This window comes from Herbaspirillum huttiense (genome assembly GCF_004367745.1).
Classification (GTDB): Bacteria; Pseudomonadota; Gammaproteobacteria; order Burkholderiales; family Burkholderiaceae_D; genus Herbaspirillum; species Herbaspirillum huttiense.
The window spans coordinates 3573062-3592633 of record NZ_CP037993.1; the positions used below are offsets into that span (position 1 = coordinate 3573062).

Sequence of the window (19572 nt, forward strand, 5' to 3'; positions counted from 1 at the left end):
GTCGCGTGGCTCTGGTGCATGGGCAAAAACCTGTTTGCCATGCGTGGCCCTCATGCGACGACAAAACCAGTCTTGCACCTGAATCTTACGAGGGGCTGAATCCGCCGCTTGCATCAGCGATCTTCGATGATTCAAATCAAGCAGGAGCGATGCCGACAGCGAGACGCCATCGGCATGACAAGGGAGGAGGAAATACGAGGTGGAAAGAACGCGCCGACGTCAGACCTGCACGACGGCGCGGCGCTGCATTGTCAGCGCGTGCGGCAGTCGTTGGCCAGCTGCTGCCCGATCTTGGAATTGAGCAGCATGGACTTCGACGGGATCTGGATCCACACCAGGCCTTCGCCCTTGTTCTCCAGACGCACTGCACCGGTCGAGGTGCTGACCGGGTTCATCATGTAGCTGCTGCCCTTCCACACCAGCGTGACGCCATCGGTTACGCGGCCATCCATGCGGATTTCGACCTTGTTGCCCATCTCGCAGCTGAAGGCACCGGTCTTCAATTGCGTGGCCCAGCTCGGCTGTGTGGCGGCGGGCGACTGCAGCAGCTGCGGCAGCACCGGCTTGGTCTCGGTGACCGGCACGGGCGTGGAAGAACAGGCGGACAGGGCAACAGCCACGGCACCGGCCAGTACAAGGGAAGTCAGGGGCAATGCAGAAAGACGGCGGGAAACGATGGCAGCAATCATCGGATGATCCATGGAGAGTCAGGGGTGGACGCGGGGGCGAAAAAGATCCGACCGCATCTTAGCAAGTTATTGCATCTGACTCGACCACATGTAACGCTTGTTACAAATCTGCCTGCGCACTGCCACTGTCCCGGGGAATGCGGCGGCCGACACGCGCCAGCCGCCGCTTCCTTCTTCTTGCTGCTCCCTCTCCCTCTCTTGCCCCTCATGCCCGCGCCATCCGCTGATGACTCAACTGCGCGGGCACTTCGTCTTGCTTGGTCTTACTTGCGCTTGCTGATCGGCACGAACTTCAGGTCTTCCGGTCCCACGTAGTTGGCCGAGGGGCGGATGATCTTGTTGTCGATGCGCTGTTCGATGATGTGCGCCGCCCAGCCCGAGGTGCGGGCAATGACGAACAGCGGCGTGAACATCGCGGTCGGTACGCCCATCATGTGGTAGGACACGGCCGAGAACCAGTCCAGGTTGGGGAACATCTTCTTGATGTCCCACATGACCGTTTCCAGGCGTTCGGCGATGTCGAACATCTTGGTCGAACCGGCTTCCTTGGAGAGCTTGCGCGCCACTTCCTTGATGACCTTGTTGCGCGGGTCGGAGATGGTATAGACCGGGTGGCCGAAACCGATCACCACTTCCTTGTTCTCGACGCGGCGGCGGATGTCGGCCTCGGCTTCGTCGGGGTTGTCGTAGCGCTTCTGGATCTCGAAGGCCACTTCATTGGCGCCGCCGTGCTTGGGGCCGCGCAGCGCGCCGATGGCACCGGTGATGGCCGAATACATGTCCGAGCCGGTGCCGGCGATGACGCGGCCGGTGAAGGTGGAGGCGTTGAATTCGTGTTCCGCGTACAGGATCAGCGAGGTGTGCATGGCCTTCTCCCAGGCGTCGGAAGGCTTCTCGCCGTGCAGCAGGTGCAGGAAGTGCGCGCCGATGGAATCGTCATCGGTCTCGACTTCGATGCGGTTGCCATTGTGGCTGTAGTGGTACCAGTACAGCAGCATGGAACCGAGCGACGCCATCAGGCGGTCAGCGATGTCGCGCGCGCCGGGGGTGTTGTGGTCATCCTTCTCGGGCAGCACGCAACCCAGCGCCGAGACGCCGGTGCGCATCACGTCCATCGGATGCGAGGCCGCAGGCAGCCACTCCAGCGCCGCCTTGACGTTGGCCGGCAGACCGCGCAGGGCCTTGAGCTTGGCCTTGTAAGCGCGCAGTTCAGCGGCGGTGGGCAGCTTGCCGTGCACCAGCAGGTGAGCGATTTCCTCGAACTCGCAGCTGTCGGCCACGTCCAGGATGTCGTAGCCGCGGTAGTGCAGGTCATTGCCGGTCTTGCCGACGGTACACAGGGCGGTGTTGCCGGCGGTCACGCCAGAGAGGGCAACGGATTTCTTGGGCTTGAAACCGGGGGCTTGCTGATCGCTCATCGTGTTCTCCTCGTAGTCTGTATTGGCTCGAAACTGATTATCGGAAGGGGGTATTCGGTCTTGCGGTAATGTTTTACTTGTTCTTCTGCTGGGCAAACAGCGCATCCAGACGCTGCTCGTAGCTGTGGTAATCGATGCGGTCATAGAGCTCCATGCGGGTCTGCATGGTATCGACCACGTTCTTCTGGGTGCCGTCGCGGCGAATCGCCTGGTAGACGTTTTCGGCGGCCTTGTTCATGGCGCGGAAGGCCGAGAGCGGATAGAGCACCAGGCCCACATCGGCCTCCTTCAATTCGTCGACGGTGAACAGCGGGGTCGAGCCGAATTCGGTGATGTTGGCCAGGATCGGTACCTTCACCGCATTGGCGAACTGCTTGTACATGGCCAGGTCGGTGATGGCTTCCGGGAAGATCATGTCGGCACCGGCTTCAACGCAGGCCACGGCGCGCTCGATGGCGGCGTCCAATCCTTCGACCGCCAGCGCATCGGTGCGCGCCATGATGACGAAGTTCTCATCGGTACGGGCATCGACGGCGGCCTTGATGCGGTCCACCATTTCCTGTTTGGTGACGATTTCCTTGTTGGGACGATGGCCGCAGCGCTTGGCGCCGACCTGGTCTTCGATGTGCATGGCGGCCGCGCCGAACTTGATCATGGACTTGACGGTACGTGCCACGTTGAAGGCCGAGGCACCGAATCCGGTATCGACGTCCACCAGCAGCGGCAGGTCGCACACGTCAGTGATGCGGCGCACGTCGGTGAGCACGTCATCCAGGTTGGAGATGCCCAGGTCGGGCAGGCCCAGCGAACCCGCAGCCACGCCGCCGCCGGACAGGTAGATCGCACGGAAGCCGGCACGCTTGGCCAGCAGGGCGTGATTGGCGTTGATCGCGCCGATGACTTGCAAGGGGGATTCTTCCTGGACGGCCTGGCGGAACGCTGCGCCTGCGGAGTGGAGAGCCATGGTGGACACCTTCTCGATGAGGTTGGAATACGGAAAGTCGGGATTGCCTGACTGCGGCGCGCGGGGCTGCATCACACCCGTCCTGCGACATGTGCGTTCACCATTGCAACGGCCGTGCCATCGCAGTGCAGCATTGCATGGCGCAAGGCATGAAAAAACCTTCATATCGTCTGAAACCAGCGCCGGACAAGGCTGGCAGGCTTCCCTTCCGGTGCGCGCTCCGGGCGTACCCGCCTTCCGCCGGGTTGATGTTCCGCAACCCTGGCCGTTTCACCAGTGTTACATTAACGTTTCACTGAAACGCTGCGAACGCTCACCATGAAACGCCCCGCCCCCGCTGACCGTCAGGCCGACAAGCCCGTGATCTGGACCGTGTCCGTGTCGCGCCTCTCCGAACTCTTCCGCGACATCACGCTGGAATTCGACGGCGTGGCCGACATCGAGCCCATACACCTGGGCTTCGACGAGGCCGTGCGCGCCATCCGCGAGCGCCTGGCCAGCGAGCGCTGCGATGTGGTGATTTCGGCCGGCTCCAACGGTGCCTATCTCAAGAGCCGCCTGCCAGTGCCGGTGGTGGTGGCGCGCGCCAGCGGCTTCGACGTGATGCAGGCACTGGCCCGTGCCCGCCAGATCAGCCCGCGCATCGGGCTGGTCACTTATCAGGAGGCGATGCCGGCCCTGACCGAATTCCAGCAGATGTTCGGACTCGACATCGCCCAGCGCACCTATGCCACCGAAGAAGACGCGCGCGCCGTAGTGCAGGAACTGAAGGCCGGCGGCGTGCAGGCGGTGGTCGGGGCCGGGCTCATCACCGACCTGGCCGAGGAAGCGGGGATGCAGGGGATCTTCCTCTACTCCTCGGCCACGGTGCGGCAGGCCTTTGAAGATGCGCTGGAACTGGCGCGGCTGACGCAACTGGAAAGCACGCGCGGCCCCAGCCTGCCGGTGGCCGACAGCCTGCGCGCACGGCATCACCTCAAGGATCTGCGAGGCGATTCGGAGGTGATGGAAACGGTGCGCCAGTCGATCACGCTCTTTGCGCGCTCGCCGGCCAACGTATTGATCCAGGGTGAGACCGGCACCGGCAAGGAACTGGCGGCGCAAGCCATCCATCGTGCTCATCCGCGCATGCAGGGCAAGACCCAGGCAGCCCACCCCTTCGTGGCCATCAATTGCGGCGCGCTGGCCGAATCGCTGCTGGAATCCGAACTGTTCGGTTATGAGGAAGGCGCTTTCACCGGGTCGCGCCGTGGCGGACGGGCCGGCGTCTTTGAAGCGGCCCATCGCGGCACGCTGCTGCTCGATGAAATCGGCGAGATGCCGCTGCCACTGCAGACGCGATTGCTGCGCGTGCTGGAAGAGCGCGAAGTCGTGCGCGTGGGCGGCACGCGGCCCATTGCAGTCCAGGTGCGCATCATCAGCGCCACCCATTGCGATCTGGAAGCGCGGGTGCGCGACGGCCGTTTTCGGGCAGACCTGTATTACCGCCTCAGCGTGCTGCGTTTGCAATTGCCGCCCTTGCGGGCACGCCGCGAGGATATTGCGGCGCTGGCCGAATGGCATCTCAAGCATGCGCTGGCGGCCATGGATGCGCGGCCGCACGCCAACCTGGGGGCCGAGATCCTGCGCTGTGCACCGCTGCTGTGTGCCTACGACTGGCCCGGCAACGTGCGCGAGCTGCGCAACCTGATGGAAAGGCTGGCCCTGTTCCTGGCCGCAGAGCCGCTGCAGGCGCTGACACCCGCGCTGATCCAGCGGGTGGCGCCGGAGCTGGCGGGGATGGCGCAGCCGCTGCTGTCGAACACGGCGGAAGTGGTGGCACCCCATGAGCTGACCACCTCCGACATCGTCCCCGACGCTGACGCCATTGAAGCTGCACTGCGCCGCTTCCGTGGCAACCGTGCCGCGGCTGCGCGCCATCTCGGGATCAGCCGTACGACCTTGTGGCGCAAGCTCAAGGAAACGGAAGCGCAGAACAGGGAGCCATCATGAGGCTGCAGGCACGGGAAACGAGAAAATGATTTCGCAAAATCAGGTGTGCGTCCTGCCTCCTGATAATCCCCCGCACTGCGCCTTGACAGTGGCGCATCGCGCCGCCTATCCTCGCCCGCTGTAACGGCCCCGGCCGTCACAGGGAGCCCACAACCATCCATACACAGCCAGGCAGCCTTCTGCCCGCCAGGGTCAGAACGGCGTGCTGCTCCTCCATCCACGTATCCATCAGGGAGTCTCCATGACCAGCAACACCGCGGCGCCTGTCGCCGGCACCACGCATCCGCAAGCGCGGCGTGCGATCATCTCGTCCTCCATCGGCAATGCGCTCGAATGGTTCGACATCCTCATCTATGGCGCCTTCGCCGTGGTCATCGCCAAGCAGTTCTTCCCGACCGGCGATGACAGCGTCTCGCTGCTGCTGACCTTCGCCACCTTCGGCGTGTCCTTCTTCATGCGCCCGCTGGGTGCGGTGGTGCTGGGTGCCTACTCCGACCGCGCAGGCCGCAAGGCGGCGCTGATGCTGTCCATCATGCTGATGACGGTCGGCACGGCCATGATCGCCTTCATGCCCAGCTACGCCAGCATCGGCCTGCTGGCGCCGGCCGGCATCGCACTGGGCAAGATGATCCAGGGCTTCTCCGCCGGCGGCGAGTTCGGCAGTTCCACCGCCTTCCTGGTGGAACATGCGCCGCATCGCCGTGGCTTCTTCTCCAGCTGGCAGGTGGCCAGCCAGGGCATCAGCCTGCTGCTGGCGGCCATCTTCGGCGCGGTGCTCAACAACATGCTCACGCCCGAACAACTGGCCTCGTGGGGCTGGCGCGTGCCGTTCATCTTCGGTTTGCTGATCGCACCGGCCGGCATCTACATCCGCCGCCATCTGGACGAAGCGCCCGAGTTCAAGGAATCCAGCGAAAAGACCGATGCCCCGCTGCGCGATACCTTCGCGCACCAGAAGATGCGCCTGTTGATCGGTGCCGGCAGCGTCATCATGGCGACCGTCTCGGTGTACCTGTCGCTGTACATCCCGACCTATGCGGTCAAGCAGCTGGGCCTGCCGGCCTGGTCCTCGTTTGCCGCGATGTCGGTGGCCGGCCTGATCATGTTCATCGGCTCGCCGCTGGTGGGCGCGATGTCCGACAAGATCGGCCGCACGCCCTTCATGATCACCAGCAGCGCGCTGTACATCGTGCTGACCTACCCGATGTTCGTGTTCCTGACCAACTCGCCGGGCTTCCTGCAACTGCTGTTGCTGCAGACCGTCATCGGCGTGCTCATGACCATGTATTTCGCGTCCATGCCGGCCCTGCTGGCCGACATCTTCCCGGTGGCCACGCGCGGCACCGGCATGTCGCTGGCGTATAACATCGCCGTCACCATCTTCGGCGGCTTCGCCGGCCTCATCATCACCTGGCTGATCGACTTCACCGGCAACAAGCTGTCGGTGAGCTACTTCGTCATCTTCGGCGCAGTGCTGAGCCTGATCGCCACGCTGGCCGCACGTTTCGTGCTGCGCCTGCGCTGACCGAAAACAGATAAATGATATAAATCATTTACCGCCTTTGAACGGATCGGCAGGTGCTGCTGCAGCGACTGCCGATCCCTACATGGCACAGCCGCCCAATGGCCAGGATCCCCCGATCCTGGCCATTTTTCTTGATGGACTGGTCATCGGGTGCGCACTACGCAATTAGTCAATCTTGATCGAGCTGCGGTGGCACTTCGGTCAACTTGTTGCCAATCCATATTTATGCATTGATAAGCATAATTGAAAGAGTGTTTCCGTTTGGCATCACCTCGTCAAATTCATCTTGAATTTGGGCAAGACTGCCATTAAAGTTCAGAGCGCTTCCCCCGGAGCCCATCCTGACGGCACTGCCGCTCTCCCTTGCAGGCCTTGCGCCTGCGCCGGAATCATCATCCACCCTTCGTCTGCCGTCAGTGGCGGCAGGCCAGCCCCTGAGGGATATCGTGAATTTCAGACAGACCAAAGTTGCCACCCAGCTTATGTTGGGTTTTTCCGTTTTGATCCTGTTCATGGCCGTGCTCGGTGCGGCGGCCTGGTACGGACTCAATACCGTCGACGCACAGCTCAGCGAAGTGCAGACCAACCTCATGCCCAGTGTCGCCACGGCCAAGACCATGCAGGCCGAGATCCGCGCCTTCAACCTGGCCCAGTATCGTGCGCTCACCGCCAATGATGCGCAGCGCATGCAGGATGCCCGCACGCGCCTGACCGCCTCGCTGGGACGCTACACCAGCGCCGCCGACCAGTATCGTCCGCTCATCCATACGTCCGAGGAACAAGCCGCCTACGACGAACTGCAGGCCCTGCTGCCCAAGTACCTGGCCGTGAGCCAGCAAATGCTGGCCGCCCTTGAGCAAGGCAAGCAGGAGCAGGCCGTGGACATCATGAAAGACCAGCTCTTCCCGCTGCGCGCGGCGATGGAAGTGCAGATCCAGCGTCTCATCACCGTCAACGAAAAGGGCGTGGCCGAAGCCGCCACCAGCGCACGCGAAGCCTATGCCGGCAGCCGCATGCTGATCATCGGCCTGACCCTGGCATCGGCGCTGATCGGCTTGCTGATCGCACTGCTGATCAGCCGCCGCCTGACGCGCCAGCTGGGTGGCGAGCCGGCCGAAGCGATGTGGCTGTCGGCCCAGATCGCCGCCGGCAACCTGAGTGCGCAACTGCAACTGCGCAAGGGTGACCGCGCCAGCCTGATGCATTCGCTCATGACCATGAGCGAACAGCTGGCCGGTCTGGTCGGCCAGATCCAGCAGGCCAGCGGTGCCATCAACGTGGCCGCACGCGAAATCGCCCAGGGCAATACCGATCTCTCGCAGCGCACCGAAGAGCAGGCCGCCTCGCTGGAGGAAACTGCCTCCAGCATGGAGCAACTGACCAGCACCGTGCAGCAGAATACCGACCACGCCCGCAAGGCCAGCCACGTCGCCAGTGCCGGTGCCGATGTGGCCCGCCGTGGTGAAACGGAAATCGCGCAAGTGGTCAGCACCATGCGCGAGATCGCCGTCAGCTCGCACCAGATGTCGGACATCATCAGCGTCATCGAAGGCATCGCCTTCCAGACCAATATCCTGGCCCTCAATGCCGCCGTGGAAGCGGCACGCGCCGGCGAGAACGGCCGCGGCTTCGCCGTGGTGGCCACCGAAGTGCGCGCGCTGGCCCAGCGCAGCGCCGGTGCCGCCAAGGAAATCAAGGGCCTCATCGAAGGCTCTGTGGGGCGCATCCAGAGCGGCACGACGCTGGTGGAAAAGGCCGGCGGCACCATCGCCGAAGTCATGCGCGCCTCGGTCGATACCACCCGCATCATCAGCGACATCGCACATGCTTCGGAAGAGCAAAGCGCCGGCATCACGCAAATCAATGCGGCCATCCTGCAGATGGACCAGGTCACGCAGCAGAACGCCGCCCTGGTGGAACAGGCCGCTGCTGCCGCCCAGGCCATGATGCAGCAGGCCGAACAATTGACGTCGGCGGCCTCGGTGTTCCGCATCGATGCGCAGCTCCTGCAGGCTGCACCGCTCACGCCCGCTCTGACGACCCATGGCCAGCCGCACATGCCACGCCTGGCCATGTGAACGCGCTCCTCTTGCTGACTTGAGCAAATGATTTAAATTTTATAAATCGTTTATCAGCAGCATCAATAAAAATGGCCTGGATCTCGCGATCCAGGCCATTTCCTTTTTTGTGGCCGCCGCCTCTTCCCCTTGCTGATGCTGCCCACGCGGCGGCACGCGGGCAGACCTCCCCTGCTTGACGGTTGCGCTGCGGATCAGTCGTCTTCCGCGCCGCCGATCCCCAGTTCCTGGATCTTGCGGGTGATGGTGTTGCGGCCGATGCCCAGGCGCACGGCAGCATCGTTCTTGCGGCCGTGGGTATGTTTCAGGGCGATCTTGATGAGCGCTGCTTCAAACTGGCGACCGAGGATGTCCATCACCTCGGGCTGTTCGGAGGCCAGCATCTGCGCCGCCTCCACTTCCAGCAGCGAGATCCAGTTGCCAGCCGCTGCATCCGCCGGTGCAGCGGCGGACGTCGGATCGGCATACGCCACCGGAGCGGCCACGGCAGCCGCCGAGGCGGGCGCGGAAACGGTCTGCGCCGGTTGCGGTGCATGGACGCGTTCTTCCACCAGATCCTGCGGCAGGTCCTTGATCTCGACCGTCTGGCCCGGGGCCATCACGGTGATCCAGTTGCACAGGTTTTCCAGCTGGCGCACGTTGCCGGGGAATTCCAGCTGCGACAGGAACTGCATCGCCTGCGGCGACAGGCGCTTGGCTTCCACGCCCAGCTGGCGCGCGCTCTGTGCCAGGAAGTAGCGGGCCAGAATGGGAATGTCTTCGCTGCGTTCGCGCAGGCTGGGCAGGCGCAGGCGGATCACGTTCAAGCGGTGGTACAAGTCTTCCCGGAACAAACCTTCACGTACACGCTGCTCCAGGTTCTGGTGGGTGGCCGCAATGACGCGTACATTGGCCTTCAGCGACTGATGGCCGCCGACACGATAGAAGTGCCCGTCGGACAGCACGCGCAACAGGCGCGTCTGCAGGTCCAGCGGCATGTCGCCGATTTCATCGAGGAACAGCGTGCCGCCCTCGGCCTGTTCGAAACGGCCACGGCGCATCGCTTGCGCGCCGGTGAAGGCACCGCGTTCATGGCCGAACAGTTCGGATTCCAGCAGGTCCTTGGGAATCGCCGCCGTGTTGAGCGCCACGAACGGCTGGCTGGCGCGCGGGCTGTGCTTGTGCAGGGCACGCGCCACCAGCTCCTTGCCGGAACCGGATTCGCCGGTGATGAGCACCGTCACGTTGGATTGCGACAGGCGGCCGATGGCGCGGAACACGTCCTGCATCGCAGGGGCCTGCCCGAGGATTTCGGGGGTCTGGGCCGCGCCCTGTTCGATATCGGTTTCGCGCAGGCTCTCGTCGAGCGCGCGGCGAATCAGTTCGACCGCCTTGTCGACGTCGAAGGGCTTGGCCAGGTATTCGAAGGCGCCGCCCTGGAAGGCGGAGACCGCCGAATCCAGGTCCGAGAAGGCGGTGATGATGATCACCGGGATGCCGGGGTGCTTGGCCTTGATGGTCTGCAGCAGTTCCAGGCCGGAGGCACCGGGCATGCGGATGTCGGACACCAGCACTTGCGGCGTGCCGTTCTGCAGGGCTGCCATCGCATCGCGTGCGCTGGAAAAACTCTGCGTGGCGAGATTTTCTCGGGCCAGGGCTTTTTCGAGCACCCAGCGTATCGATTCGTCGTCGTCAACAATCCAGATTGGCTTCATAAATAACTTCTTCCTGCGTTGGTCATGCTGTTAATGCTCCCGCGATCCACGGCGCTTCTGGCGCCCTGTCCGCAGCCCCCTTGGTGGACCGGATGCCTTGCATCCACTCGGCTTTGGCGCGCCGCCTGCGGCCATGCTCACGGCAGCGGTATAAGTATTCTGAAATCGGTACAACCGGGCCGGCTGTCGCATTCGATGACACCCATGTGCTGATGCACGAAGGTCTGCGCCAGGGTCAGCCCCAGTCCGCTGCCGCCCTCGCGACCCGACACCAGCGGATAGAAGATTCTTTCCTGGATGTCGGGAGGAATGCCCGGACCGTTATCGATGATATGCAAGTCTAGTGCCAGCCGGTATCTGACCTTGGATAGCGTCACCTGGCGCGAGACGCGCGTGCGCAGAATCAGCTCGCCATCACCGGCACGGATGCGGTCGGCCAGCGCTTGCGCAGCGTTGTGGACGATGTTCAGGACGGCCTGGATCAGTTGCTCCTTGTCGCCCCGGAATTCGGGGATCGACAGGTCATAGTCGCGCTTGATGCTCAGCCCCTGCGGGAACTCGGCCATCACCAGGCTGCGCACGCGTTCGCAGACTTCGTGGATGTTGACGTCGCCCACGATGTGCGGGTGGCGGTGCGGGGCCAGCAGCCGATCCACCAGGGTCTGCAGGCGGTCGGCTTCCTTGATGATGACCTGGGTGTATTCGCGCAATTCCTTGAGGTGGCGCTCGGGCAACTCCAGCTCCAGCAGCTGGGCGGCGCCACGGATACCGCCCAGCGGATTCTTGATCTCGTGGGCCAAGTTGCGGATCAGTTCCTTGTTGGCCTGGCTCTGGTCGAACATGCGCTCTTCGCGGTCCAGCTTGAGTTGCTGGACGTTCTCGCGCAGCTCCAGCAGCACCGGCCAGTCGGTACTGTCCAGGGGCGTGACGATGGTGTGGACCTGCAGCGGCTCGCGGTTGGCACGCTCCAGCACCAGGTCCAGGCGCTTGTCGGCGAACTGGTGTTCGATGGCCTGGTAGAACAGCGCGGTCAGCTCCTTGCCATTGAGGAAGAGCTCCGAGAGCTTCTGCTGCGAAAGCACCTTGAAGGAGCTCTCCAGCAGGTTCTCGGCGGCGGCATTGGCGTAGACGATGCCGCCATTGGCATCGAGGATGATCACGGCCGAGGCCAGCAGGTCGAGGCCATCGAGGGATGGGAGCGGTGTCTTCATGGGAGGATTCTTGATGCCTGGGGTCATGTCGTCTCGTGCCGGTCTGGCTGGATCTTGCAAAGGCTTGCCGCGGCGGATGTTGTTCCGGATCTGTTTTGACTAGCAATTTTCGGGCGCACTGCCCTGCAGCAGGCGGTGCGCCGCGCATAAAAAAAGGGGAAGCAAGCTTCCCCTTTTTCTCCGGATGCGGATTCGATTACAGCGAGTAGTACATGTCGAATTCGATCGGGTGCGTGGTCATGCGGAAGCGCTGGACTTCCTGCATCTTCAGCTCGATGTAGGCATCGATCATGCTGTCGGTGAACACGCCGCCACGGGTCAGGAACTCGCGATCCTTGTCCAGGTACTCCAGGGCTTCATCCAGCGAAGCACAGACGGTCGGGATCAGCTTGTCTTCTTCCGGCGGCAGGTGGTACAGGTCCTTGGTGGCAGCTTCGCCCGGGTGGATCTTGTTCTGCACGCCATCCAGACCGGCCATCAGCAGGGCCGAGAAGCACAGGTACGGGTTGGCCAGGGGATCCGGGAAACGGGTCTCGATGCGGCGGCCCTTCGGGTTCGCCACGTGCGGGATACGGATCGAAGCGGAACGGTTGCGGGCCGAGTAGGCCAGCTTGACCGGAGCTTCGAAGCCGGGGACCAGACGCTTGTACGAGTTGGTGCCGGGGTTGGTGATCGCGTTCAGGGCCTTGGCGTGCTTGATGATGCCGCCGATGTAGTACAGCGCGAACTCGGACAGGCCGGCATAGCCGTCGCCAGCGAACAGGTTCTTGCCATCCTTCCAGACCGACTGGTGCACGTGCATGCCGGAGCCGTTGTCGCCAACCAGCGGCTTGGGCATGAAGGTTGCGGTCTTGCCGTAGGTGTGGGCGACGTTCCAGATCACGTACTTCAGGGTCTGGGTCCAGTCAGCGCGCTCGACCAGGGTCGAGAACTTGGTGCCCAGTTCGTTCTGGCCAGCGCCAGCGACTTCGTGGTGGTGCACTTCGACGGGGATGCCCAGGGATTCCAGGATCAGGGACATTTCCGAACGCATGTCCTGGAAGCTGTCGACCGGGGGAACCGGGAAGTAGCCGCCCTTGACGGTCGGACGGTGGCCGGAGTTGCCGCCTTCGATCTCGGCGCCGGTGCTCCAGGAAGCTTCTTCGGAGTCGATCTTGACGAAGGAACCGGACATGTCGGCACCCCAACGCACGCCGTCGAAGATGAAGAATTCGGGTTCCGGACCGAAGTAGGCGGTGTCGCCCAGGCCGGAGGACTTCAGGTAGGCTTCAGCGCGCTTGGCGATGGAGCGCGGATCGCGGTCGTAGCCCTTGCCGTCGGACGGCTCGATCACGTCACATTGCATGAAGAGGGTGGTCTCTTCCATGAACGGGTCGATGTTGGCGGTGTTCGGGTCCGGGATCAGCAGCATGTCGGAGGCTTCGATACCCTTCCAGCCGGCGATCGACGAACCGTCGAAGGCGTGACCGGATTCGAACTTGTCGATGTCGAAATGCGAAACAGGCACGGAAACGTGCTGTTCCTTGCCACGGGTGTCAGCGAAACGGAAGTCGACAAACTTGACTTCGTTGTCCTTCACCATCTTCAAAACCTCTGCGGCCGTCCTTGCCATGCGAATCTCCTAAAACGAGGAAGTAGTATAAATTGGGGTGTTGAGCCGTTTTCTGCGACTGGATCTTTGCATTTGATACAACGGTCTTGCGCCGAACTCAGTCGCGGATGATAGCAGATTCCATGCCACCAACCTTTCAGGTGCGCCAATAATGGAAGTTTTTAGGGAGGACGCGCCAGTTGGGGCGCTGCGTGCGGTGCAGAGGCACTGCAGATATGCATTATTTTAGTGCGAATTTTACAAAATGCACCGAACAAATGCATATTCGCGTGATTGAATATGAATTGCACCACTTTCGTGCATGCGCCGTGTTGGGGCAGTCGCCTGATGAGCTGCATGGCGTGCACCAGCTTGGGAAAATTGCCTAACTGTTTATATTGTTTAAAATCATCTCCCTTGGGTGCACATCGCCTTCACTGGCTTCGTTGCGCTTCAGGGGCTTTCACCGGCATTCCTGCGCTTCCTTGTACGCGCTTCTTTCTTCTTCAGAGGCTTTACCCATGAGCAACGATTCGATTCTCAGCATTGCCACCCAACGCGCGACCGACGGGCAACTGCCCTATGCCGGTGCCGTGACCCCGCAGGAAGCCCTGGCCCTGCTGCAGTCCGATCCCGCCATCAAGCTGGTCGACGTGCGCACCCGCGCCGAGCGTGACTGGGTCGGCGTGGTCCAGATCCCGTCCGGACAGCATCTGGCCGTGCAATGGAATCTCTACCCCGAGGGCAAGCCCAATCCGCAGTTCCTCGAACAACTGCAGGAAGTCGCCCGGCCCGGTGAAGTGCTGCTGTTCCTGTGCCGCTCGGGCGTGCGTTCCAAGCATGCCGCCAAGCTGGCCACGGAAAACGGCTACACGCAGTGCTTCGATATCCTGGAAGGCTTTGAAGGCAACAAGGACGCCAACGGCCACCGCAAGACCATCGAGGGCTGGTGCAAGGCCGGCCTGCCGTGGGCGGGTGCCTGAACGAATCTGACGGAATCAGGCCTGCAGGCTGCGCGCCTGCAGGGCACTGGCCAGCGACTGCAGCAGCAGGCTGATGGCGGCCTGGCCATCGGCCTCGGCGCGCAGTGCTTCTTCCACGCAATCCAGCAGCGCCACCAGTTCCAGCCGTCCCATGGTCAGGGCGGCTCCCTTCATGCGGTGCGCGAGCTGCACCATCCTTCCCCGGTCGCCCTGCAGGCTGGCCTGTTCGAGCGCCGCCAGATCGTTGCGGGTGGTTTGCAGGAAGAGCCGGTCCAGATCCTGTCCATATTCCTGTTCTGGGGTCATGGCCTGGCCATCCTCTTCATTGTCGAGATCGCACCAGAGGGCCAGCAGGCGCCGGATGGCCTGTGTCTGCAGGGGCTTGGGGAGCATGCCGTCCATGCCGCTGTCCAGACAGCGCTGCACATGCAGGGCGTCGGTTTCGGCGGAAATGCCGATCAGCGGCGTATAAGGACGCTGGCGCTGCGTCTGTTCCAGCTGCCGCACCTGGCGGGCGACTTCCTGACCGGGGATGTCGGGCAGGAAGCAATCCAGCAGCACCAGCCCGTAGGGCCGCGCCCGGATGGCGGCCAATGCGCTGCCGCCATCGGCCACGCAATCGACCTGGCAGCCGAGCCGCTGCAGGCGGTTCTGGATGGCGTAACGAATGGTGACGGAATCATCGACCAGCAGCACGGCCGGTTCACGTTGCCCGGTAGTGGCGCTTTCCCTCTGGTGCGGCATTTACAGCTCCTTGATCTGGTATTCGATCTTGAACAGTTCGTTGTCACTGCGCACGCCCAGCTTGCGGAAGGCCGATTGCTTCTGCCCGCTGATGGTCTTGACGCTGCGTGCGAATTTTTCCGCGATGTCGGTGACCGACATGCCGTCCAGGCAGCAGCGCAGGACTTCCCGTTCGCGCGGCGACAGGCTGGGCATGTCCGACAGCGAGTCCGGCGAGACGTCGGTGCCGCGCGGTCGCCGGCGCGGCGGGCGCACTTCGGGCTGGCTGCGCGTGGCCGCTTCGGCGGCCTGCATGATGGCCAGCTCGCGGGTCATGGTGCTGTTGAGATATTCGCGTCCCCGGCTGATGGTGCGGATGGCCAGGATCAGTTCGGCCAGCTCCTGCGATTTGCTGACGAAACCGCGTGCCCCCGCCTTCATCGCCATGGCCACCGTCGCCGGGCTGCTGTGGGCCGAGGTCACCAGGATCTTGGAACGCGGAAAGCGCACGCGCAAAGCGCGGATCAGGTTGAGACCGTCGATGTCATTGCTGCCCAGCGAATAATCGATCAGCAGCAGGTCGGCCGGCGAGGCGCGCAGGGCTGCCATGAGCTCCTTGCTGGTGGCGAAAGCGCCGACCACGGTGAAATCCGGCTCCTCGGCCAGACGCTTGGCCAGGCCGTAACGCACCACGGCGTGGTCGTCCAGCAGCGCGATGCGCAACGCCGATGCCAAGGTCCATGTCATGCGCTATCCCCTCGTATTCTGATCATGTGAAGCCGCTGCGATGCATCATCAGCCCCCCTTCTGATGCAGCCGCTGACGAAGGCGTTATTGTGGTCGAGCGCCGCCTTCCGGCGCATAAGAATCGTCTGAAAAACAGTGACAAATCGCAGAATTTTTATACTTTACCGCGCTTGCGGGAAGCTGACGAAGGCGTCAGCTTTGTAACACCCTGTATGAAGAACAATGCTTGCTGCGCTACAGTGGCGCTCGGTCGCCGCAGTATGGGATCGCGGTACGGCCTGACCCGCGCATTACACTTTATTACAGCCCGCGTGCAAGTCCATCACCATACTGGCCTGCAGCTGTTCTCCCCAATTTTCGACCTCGCGAGGCTCGTCGATGCAAGCGCCCTTCAAGCAGCTTTTTCCTTCACGTTCAGCCTGGCTGATGCTGGCACTGGTTGCCTGCACCTTGGGGCAGGCCCAGGCGGCTGGACCGACTTCCGCCAGTGCCCCGCTGTCGGAACAGGAGCGCGCCCTGCACGTACTCAACCGGCTCGCCTATGGCCCGCGTCCCGGCGATCTGGAGCAGGTGGAGCGCATGGGCGTGAAGCGCTACATCGACCAGCAACTGCATCCCGAGCGCATCCCCCTGCCCGATGACTTGCAGGCGCGCCTGGCGGCGCTGCCGGGCCTGCAGATGACGCCGGCACAGTTGTTCGTCGACTATGGCCCGCCCTCCTTCGACCGCAGCGCCAGCAAGGAAGACCAGCAGGCCGCGCGCCAGCGTGCGCCGCGCGAACTGACGCCGCAGTTCCACATGGCGCGGCTGCTGCAGGCTACCGAAAGCCCGCGCCAGCTGGAAGAAGTCATGACGGAATTCTGGGCCAATCACTTCAACGTCTTCGAAGGCAAGGAGTGGGTGCGCTACTGGGTGGGCGACTATGAAAAGAACGCCATCCGCCCCTATGCCTTGGGCAACTTCCGCGATCTGCTGGGGGCGGTGGCGCATCATCCGGCGATGCTCTACTACCTCGACAACTGGCTCTCCAGCGGTGCCGGCACGCCCGGTGCGCGCGGGCGTTTCAAGGGGCTCAACGAGAACTACGCACGCGAGCTGATGGAGCTGCATACGCTGGGCGTAAATGGTGGCTATCAGCAGGCCGACGTGATCACGCTGGCGCGCATCCTCTCCGGCTGGACCATCGATGTGGACGCCATGAAGGCCGGTGCCTCGCCCTTCCGCTTCGCCGCGCAACGGCATGACAACGGCCCCAAGATCTTCCTCGGCAAACCGCTGCAGGCGAGCGGCTATCAGGAAGGCGAAGCGGCGCTGGACATCCTAGCCAATCATCCGTCGACGGCACGCTTCATCTCGACCCAGCTGGCGGAATACTTCGTCACCGACCAACCCGATCCGGCGCTGGTGAACAAGCTGGCGCAGAAATTCCTGGCCAGCCATGGCGATATCCGGGCCGTGTTGCAGACCCTGTTCGACAGTCCGCAATTCTGGGCCCGCAGCAATTACCAGACGCAATTCAAGACGCCGTACCAGTTCGTGGTCTCGGCCCTGCGCGCGGGTGATATTCCGGTGCGCAATCCCAAGCCGGTCAATGGCGAACTGGGGCAATTCGGCATGCCGCTGTACGGCTGGCTCACGCCCGAGGGCTACAAGTATTCGCAGGCGGCCTGGCTCAATCCCGGCGCGCTGCTGCGGCGGATCAATCTGGCCGGCAACCTGGCCAGCGGCAAGTCACCGATCGCCCGCGTGGAAGGCGCGCCTGCGCCCTCCAATACGGAGGCGCCGCCGCTGGACGCAGCGACCTTGCTGCGCACCCTCGGCCCGGCGATCACGCCGGCCACCGCCGCACAGATCAATGCCGCACCTGAGAACCAGCGTGCCGGCCTGGTCCTGGGCAGTCCCGATTTCATGAAACGCTAACCGCTGGAGGCCAGCATGAACCGCCGCCATTTTCTCCGTTATCTGGGCGCTGCCGGCAGCGGCGCCATCCTGGTGCCGATCGGCTTGTCCGGCTGTGCTGTCGTGCCGACCGGTGACCAGACCATCAGCCGCAGCAACCACACACCCGGCAAGGTGGCCTACGGCTCCCCTGCCCCGCGCGCGCATGCCCAGGGTGACGGTGCGCCGCGCATGGTGGTGGTGTTCCTGCGCGGGGCCGTCGATGGCCTCAACGTGGTGGTGCCGCATGGCGATCCGCTGTACTACCAGGCGCGCCCGACCATTGCGGTGGCGCGTCCCGGCCAGGCCAACGGCGCGCTGGACCTGACCGGTTACTTCGGTTTGCATCCGGCGCTGCAGCCGCTGATGCCGTACTGGGAAAGCGGGCAGCTGGCCTTCGTGCATGCATCGGGTTCGCCCGATGGATCGCGCTCGCACTTCGAAGCGCAGGACTATATGGAAACGGGTACCCCCGGCCAGCACAGCACGCGCGATGGCTGGCTCAACCGGGTGATGGATTACCTGCCGCCGGCCGAGTCGCCTCTGCAGGCCATCAACGTCGGCAGCGCCACGCCGCGCATCCTGAGCGGCCACAACGTGGCGGCCAATCTGCAGACCGGGCGCGATGCCACGCGTCCGAGCATGATCGACCAGCCGCGCTGGAGCCAGGTCTTCGATCCGCTGTATGGCGGTGATGATGCGCTGGGCAAGGCCTATCGCGATGGCATGGCCGCGCGCAAGCAGCTCATGGCCGAGATCAACAGCCAGGAGCAGCAGATGGCCAACAATGGCGCGCCGCTGCCCAATGGCCTCTCCATGGATACCGCACGCTTGGGCCGGCTGATGCGGCATGATCCGCGCATCCGGCTGGCTTTCCTGGCCGTGGGGGGCTGGGATACGCACATCGGACAAGGCAACGGCACCGGCCAGCTGGCCGGGCGTCTGTCGCCGCTGGCCACGGGCCTGGCCACGCTGGCGCGTGAACTGGGGCCGGCCTTCAATGACACGGTGATCGTGGTGATGTCCGAATTCGGCCGCACCTTCAAGGAGAATGGCAACGGCGGGACCGATCATGGCCACGGCAATGCGATGTGGCTGATGGGGGGCAATCTGCGCGGCGGCAAGATTTATGGACAGTGGCCGGGGCTGAATCAGACGGCCTTGAACGAGGGGCGCGACCTGGCGATCACGACGGATTTCCGGGCGGTCTTGTGTGCGCTGTCGGAGCGGCATATGCGCATCCCGGATCAGGCATTGGAGAAAATTTTTCCACAATATGCTACGGGGGCAAGAGGGATTCCTGATCTCTTCATCTGATATTTTGCAGAGATCGCAGATACGTCAAACGTAAAAAAACCGCATCGAATCGATGCGGTTTTTCGCTTTTACAGCAGTTGTCCGAGTCATTCCGCCTCGGCAATCCACGCCGCCTGAATGGCTTCCAGAATGCGCTCGCCAGAGCGATTGGGATCATCCTCAAACCCCTCCAGCTCCATCACCCAACGATGCAGGTCGGTAAAGCGGATGGTCTTGGGATCGACCTCGGGATACTTGTCGTAGAGTTCCTCGGCGATCTGCTGGGTATCAGTCCATTTCATGTCAGTCTCCCCGGTGCCATGGCACCGAACGAAAACCTCGGAAGATCAGTGATTTTCCGAAGCGTGGTTGATGGTGTACTTGGGGATTTCGACGGTCAGGTCGTCTTCGCCCAGCACCACCTGGCAAGACAGGCGGGACGTCGCTTCCAGGCCCCAGGCCATGTCCAGCAGGTCTTCTTCCTTGTCGGTCGGATCATCGAGGGTCTCGAAACCTTCGCGGATGACGACGTGGCAGGTGGTACAGGCGCAGGACTTTTCGCAGGCGTGCTCGATGTCGATGTCGCTGTCCAGCAGCGCATCGCACAGGGTCTTGCCGGCGGGGGCATCGATCACCGAGCCTTCAGGGCAAAGGACCGGATGGGGGAGGATGACGATCTGGGGCATGGTGGCTCTCGTGTCTTGTCTATCGTGTCTACAGTAT

17 protein-coding genes are annotated in these 19572 nt (G+C 63.1%); 6 read left to right on the top strand and 11 right to left on the bottom strand.

Features of this window, described 5'->3' with window-relative positions:
- Positions 1–251: 251 nt before the first annotated feature.
- From E2K99_RS16060 to prpB, 3 genes are all read right to left on the bottom strand, one after another.
- Positions 252–689, bottom strand: coding sequence for a hypothetical protein (locus tag E2K99_RS16060; RefSeq protein WP_134222862.1), 438 nt, complete (start codon positions 687–689; stop codon positions 252–254).
- A gap of 263 nt (positions 690–952) precedes the next feature.
- On the bottom strand, positions 953–2107 hold the full coding sequence (gene prpC, locus E2K99_RS16065; protein WP_039784877.1) for a bifunctional 2-methylcitrate synthase/citrate synthase: 1155 nt from the start codon (positions 2105–2107) through the stop codon (positions 953–955).
- Between the two features lie 73 nt (positions 2108–2180).
- Positions 2181–3071 (bottom strand): methylisocitrate lyase, encoded by an 891-nt coding sequence (gene prpB / locus E2K99_RS16070; RefSeq protein ID WP_134224131.1) that lies wholly within the window; start codon positions 3069–3071, stop codon positions 2181–2183.
- Positions 3072–3389: 318 nt separating this feature from the next.
- Here prpB and prpR point away from each other — a divergent pair, with 318 nt between their 5' ends.
- Positions 3390–5063, top strand: a complete 1674-nt coding sequence (prpR, locus tag E2K99_RS16075; RefSeq protein ID WP_134222863.1) for a propionate catabolism operon regulatory protein PrpR — start codon at positions 3390–3392, stop codon at positions 5061–5063.
- Between the two features lie 241 nt (positions 5064–5304).
- Positions 5305–6588 (top strand): MFS transporter, encoded by a 1284-nt coding sequence (locus E2K99_RS16080; RefSeq protein ID WP_134222864.1) that lies wholly within the window; start codon positions 5305–5307, stop codon positions 6586–6588.
- Positions 6589–6811: 223 nt separating this feature from the next.
- Here E2K99_RS16080 and E2K99_RS25555 read toward each other — a convergent pair whose 3' ends face one another.
- A complete protein-coding gene (locus tag E2K99_RS25555) occupies positions 6812–7102 on the bottom strand; it encodes a hypothetical protein (RefSeq protein WP_166675014.1) in 291 nt (96 codons plus the stop codon).
- On the opposite strand from E2K99_RS25555, the gene E2K99_RS16085 reads away from it, so the two are divergent.
- The gene (locus tag E2K99_RS16085; protein WP_240733733.1) at positions 7101–8666 is read left to right on the top strand and encodes a methyl-accepting chemotaxis protein; all 1566 of its coding nucleotides are present in this window, start codon (positions 7101–7103) and stop codon (positions 8664–8666) included. The two genes, E2K99_RS25555 and E2K99_RS16085, sit on opposite strands and share 2 nt — an antisense overlap.
- Before the next feature lie 194 nt (positions 8667–8860).
- Here E2K99_RS16085 and ntrC read toward each other — a convergent pair whose 3' ends face one another.
- From ntrC to glnA, 3 genes are all read right to left on the bottom strand, one after another.
- Entirely contained in the window at positions 8861–10360 is a 1500-nt protein-coding gene (ntrC, locus tag E2K99_RS16090; protein WP_134222866.1) for a nitrogen regulation protein NR(I), read from the bottom strand.
- Between the two features lie 137 nt (positions 10361–10497).
- Entirely contained in the window at positions 10498–11571 is a 1074-nt protein-coding gene (gene glnL / locus E2K99_RS16095; protein WP_134222867.1) for a nitrogen regulation protein NR(II), read from the bottom strand.
- 196 nt (positions 11572–11767) lie between these two features.
- Positions 11768–13183 (bottom strand): type I glutamate--ammonia ligase, encoded by a 1416-nt coding sequence (gene glnA, locus E2K99_RS16100; protein ID WP_134222868.1) that lies wholly within the window; start codon positions 13181–13183, stop codon positions 11768–11770.
- Positions 13184–13683: 500 nt separating this feature from the next.
- Here glnA and E2K99_RS16105 point away from each other — a divergent pair, with 500 nt between their 5' ends.
- Complete coding sequence (locus tag E2K99_RS16105) at positions 13684–14145, top strand: rhodanese-like domain-containing protein (protein ID WP_134222869.1); 462 nt, start codon at positions 13684–13686, stop codon at positions 14143–14145.
- A gap of 15 nt (positions 14146–14160) precedes the next feature.
- On the opposite strand, the gene E2K99_RS16110 is transcribed toward E2K99_RS16105, so the two are convergent.
- Positions 14161–14889 carry a response regulator gene (locus tag E2K99_RS16110; protein ID WP_121042121.1) on the bottom strand — a complete coding sequence of 243 codons (729 nt, stop codon included), beginning with the start codon at positions 14887–14889 and terminating at the stop codon, positions 14161–14163.
- Positions 14890–15615, bottom strand: coding sequence for a response regulator transcription factor (locus E2K99_RS16115; protein WP_134136105.1), 726 nt, complete (start codon positions 15613–15615; stop codon positions 14890–14892).
- A gap of 378 nt (positions 15616–15993) precedes the next feature.
- Between E2K99_RS16115 and E2K99_RS16120 the strand changes: the two genes are divergently transcribed.
- Entirely contained in the window at positions 15994–17535 is a 1542-nt protein-coding gene (locus E2K99_RS16120) for a DUF1800 domain-containing protein (RefSeq protein WP_134222870.1), read from the top strand.
- Between the two features lie 15 nt (positions 17536–17550).
- Positions 17551–18870: a DUF1501 domain-containing protein gene (locus tag E2K99_RS16125; protein ID WP_134222871.1), complete on the top strand. Its 1320-nt coding sequence runs from the start codon at positions 17551–17553 to the stop codon at positions 18868–18870.
- A gap of 86 nt (positions 18871–18956) precedes the next feature.
- Here the strand turns inward: E2K99_RS16125 and iscX are convergent, their stop codons facing one another.
- Both iscX and fdx read right to left on the bottom strand, forming a co-directional pair.
- Positions 18957–19151: a Fe-S cluster assembly protein IscX gene (gene iscX, locus E2K99_RS16130; RefSeq protein WP_134222872.1), complete on the bottom strand. Its 195-nt coding sequence runs from the start codon at positions 19149–19151 to the stop codon at positions 18957–18959.
- A 45-nt stretch (positions 19152–19196) separates the two neighbouring features.
- Complete coding sequence (fdx, locus tag E2K99_RS16135; protein ID WP_013235088.1) at positions 19197–19535, bottom strand: ISC system 2Fe-2S type ferredoxin; 339 nt, start codon at positions 19533–19535, stop codon at positions 19197–19199.
- Positions 19536–19572 lie beyond the last annotated feature (37 nt).

What these genes read in the sequence shown, in the direction of transcription:
- E2K99_RS16080 (WP_134222864.1), top strand. Translation starts at nt 5,305, where the DNA reads ATGACCAGCAACACCGCGGCGCCTGTCGCCGGCACCACGCATCCGCAA.
- iscX (WP_134222872.1), bottom strand. Translation starts at nt 19,151, where the DNA reads ATGAAATGGACTGATACCCAGCAGATCGCCGAGGAACTCTACGACAAG.
- glnL (WP_134222867.1), bottom strand. Translation starts at nt 11,571, where the DNA reads ATGAAGACACCGCTCCCATCCCTCGATGGCCTCGACCTGCTGGCCTCG.
- prpR (WP_134222863.1), top strand. Translation starts at nt 3,390, where the DNA reads ATGAAACGCCCCGCCCCCGCTGACCGTCAGGCCGACAAGCCCGTGATC.
- E2K99_RS25555 (WP_166675014.1), bottom strand. Translation starts at nt 7,102, where the DNA reads ATGAACAGGATCAAAACGGAAAAACCCAACATAAGCTGGGTGGCAACT.
- E2K99_RS16085 (WP_240733733.1), top strand. Translation starts at nt 7,101, where the DNA reads ATGGCCGTGCTCGGTGCGGCGGCCTGGTACGGACTCAATACCGTCGAC.
- E2K99_RS16060 (WP_134222862.1), bottom strand. Translation starts at nt 689, where the DNA reads ATGATTGCTGCCATCGTTTCCCGCCGTCTTTCTGCATTGCCCCTGACT.
- E2K99_RS16105 (WP_134222869.1), top strand. Translation starts at nt 13,684, where the DNA reads ATGAGCAACGATTCGATTCTCAGCATTGCCACCCAACGCGCGACCGAC.
- E2K99_RS16110 (WP_121042121.1), bottom strand. Translation starts at nt 14,889, where the DNA reads ATGCCGCACCAGAGGGAAAGCGCCACTACCGGGCAACGTGAACCGGCC.
- glnA (WP_134222868.1), bottom strand. Translation starts at nt 13,183, where the DNA reads ATGGCAAGGACGGCCGCAGAGGTTTTGAAGATGGTGAAGGACAACGAA.
- ntrC (WP_134222866.1), bottom strand. Translation starts at nt 10,360, where the DNA reads ATGAAGCCAATCTGGATTGTTGACGACGACGAATCGATACGCTGGGTG.
- E2K99_RS16125 (WP_134222871.1), top strand. Translation starts at nt 17,551, where the DNA reads ATGAACCGCCGCCATTTTCTCCGTTATCTGGGCGCTGCCGGCAGCGGC.
- fdx (WP_013235088.1), bottom strand. Translation starts at nt 19,535, where the DNA reads ATGCCCCAGATCGTCATCCTCCCCCATCCGGTCCTTTGCCCTGAAGGC.
- prpC (WP_039784877.1), bottom strand. Translation starts at nt 2,107, where the DNA reads ATGAGCGATCAGCAAGCCCCCGGTTTCAAGCCCAAGAAATCCGTTGCC.
- E2K99_RS16115 (WP_134136105.1), bottom strand. Translation starts at nt 15,615, where the DNA reads ATGACATGGACCTTGGCATCGGCGTTGCGCATCGCGCTGCTGGACGAC.
- E2K99_RS16120 (WP_134222870.1), top strand. Translation starts at nt 15,994, where the DNA reads ATGCAAGCGCCCTTCAAGCAGCTTTTTCCTTCACGTTCAGCCTGGCTG.
- prpB (WP_134224131.1), bottom strand. Translation starts at nt 3,071, where the DNA reads ATGGCTCTCCACTCCGCAGGCGCAGCGTTCCGCCAGGCCGTCCAGGAA.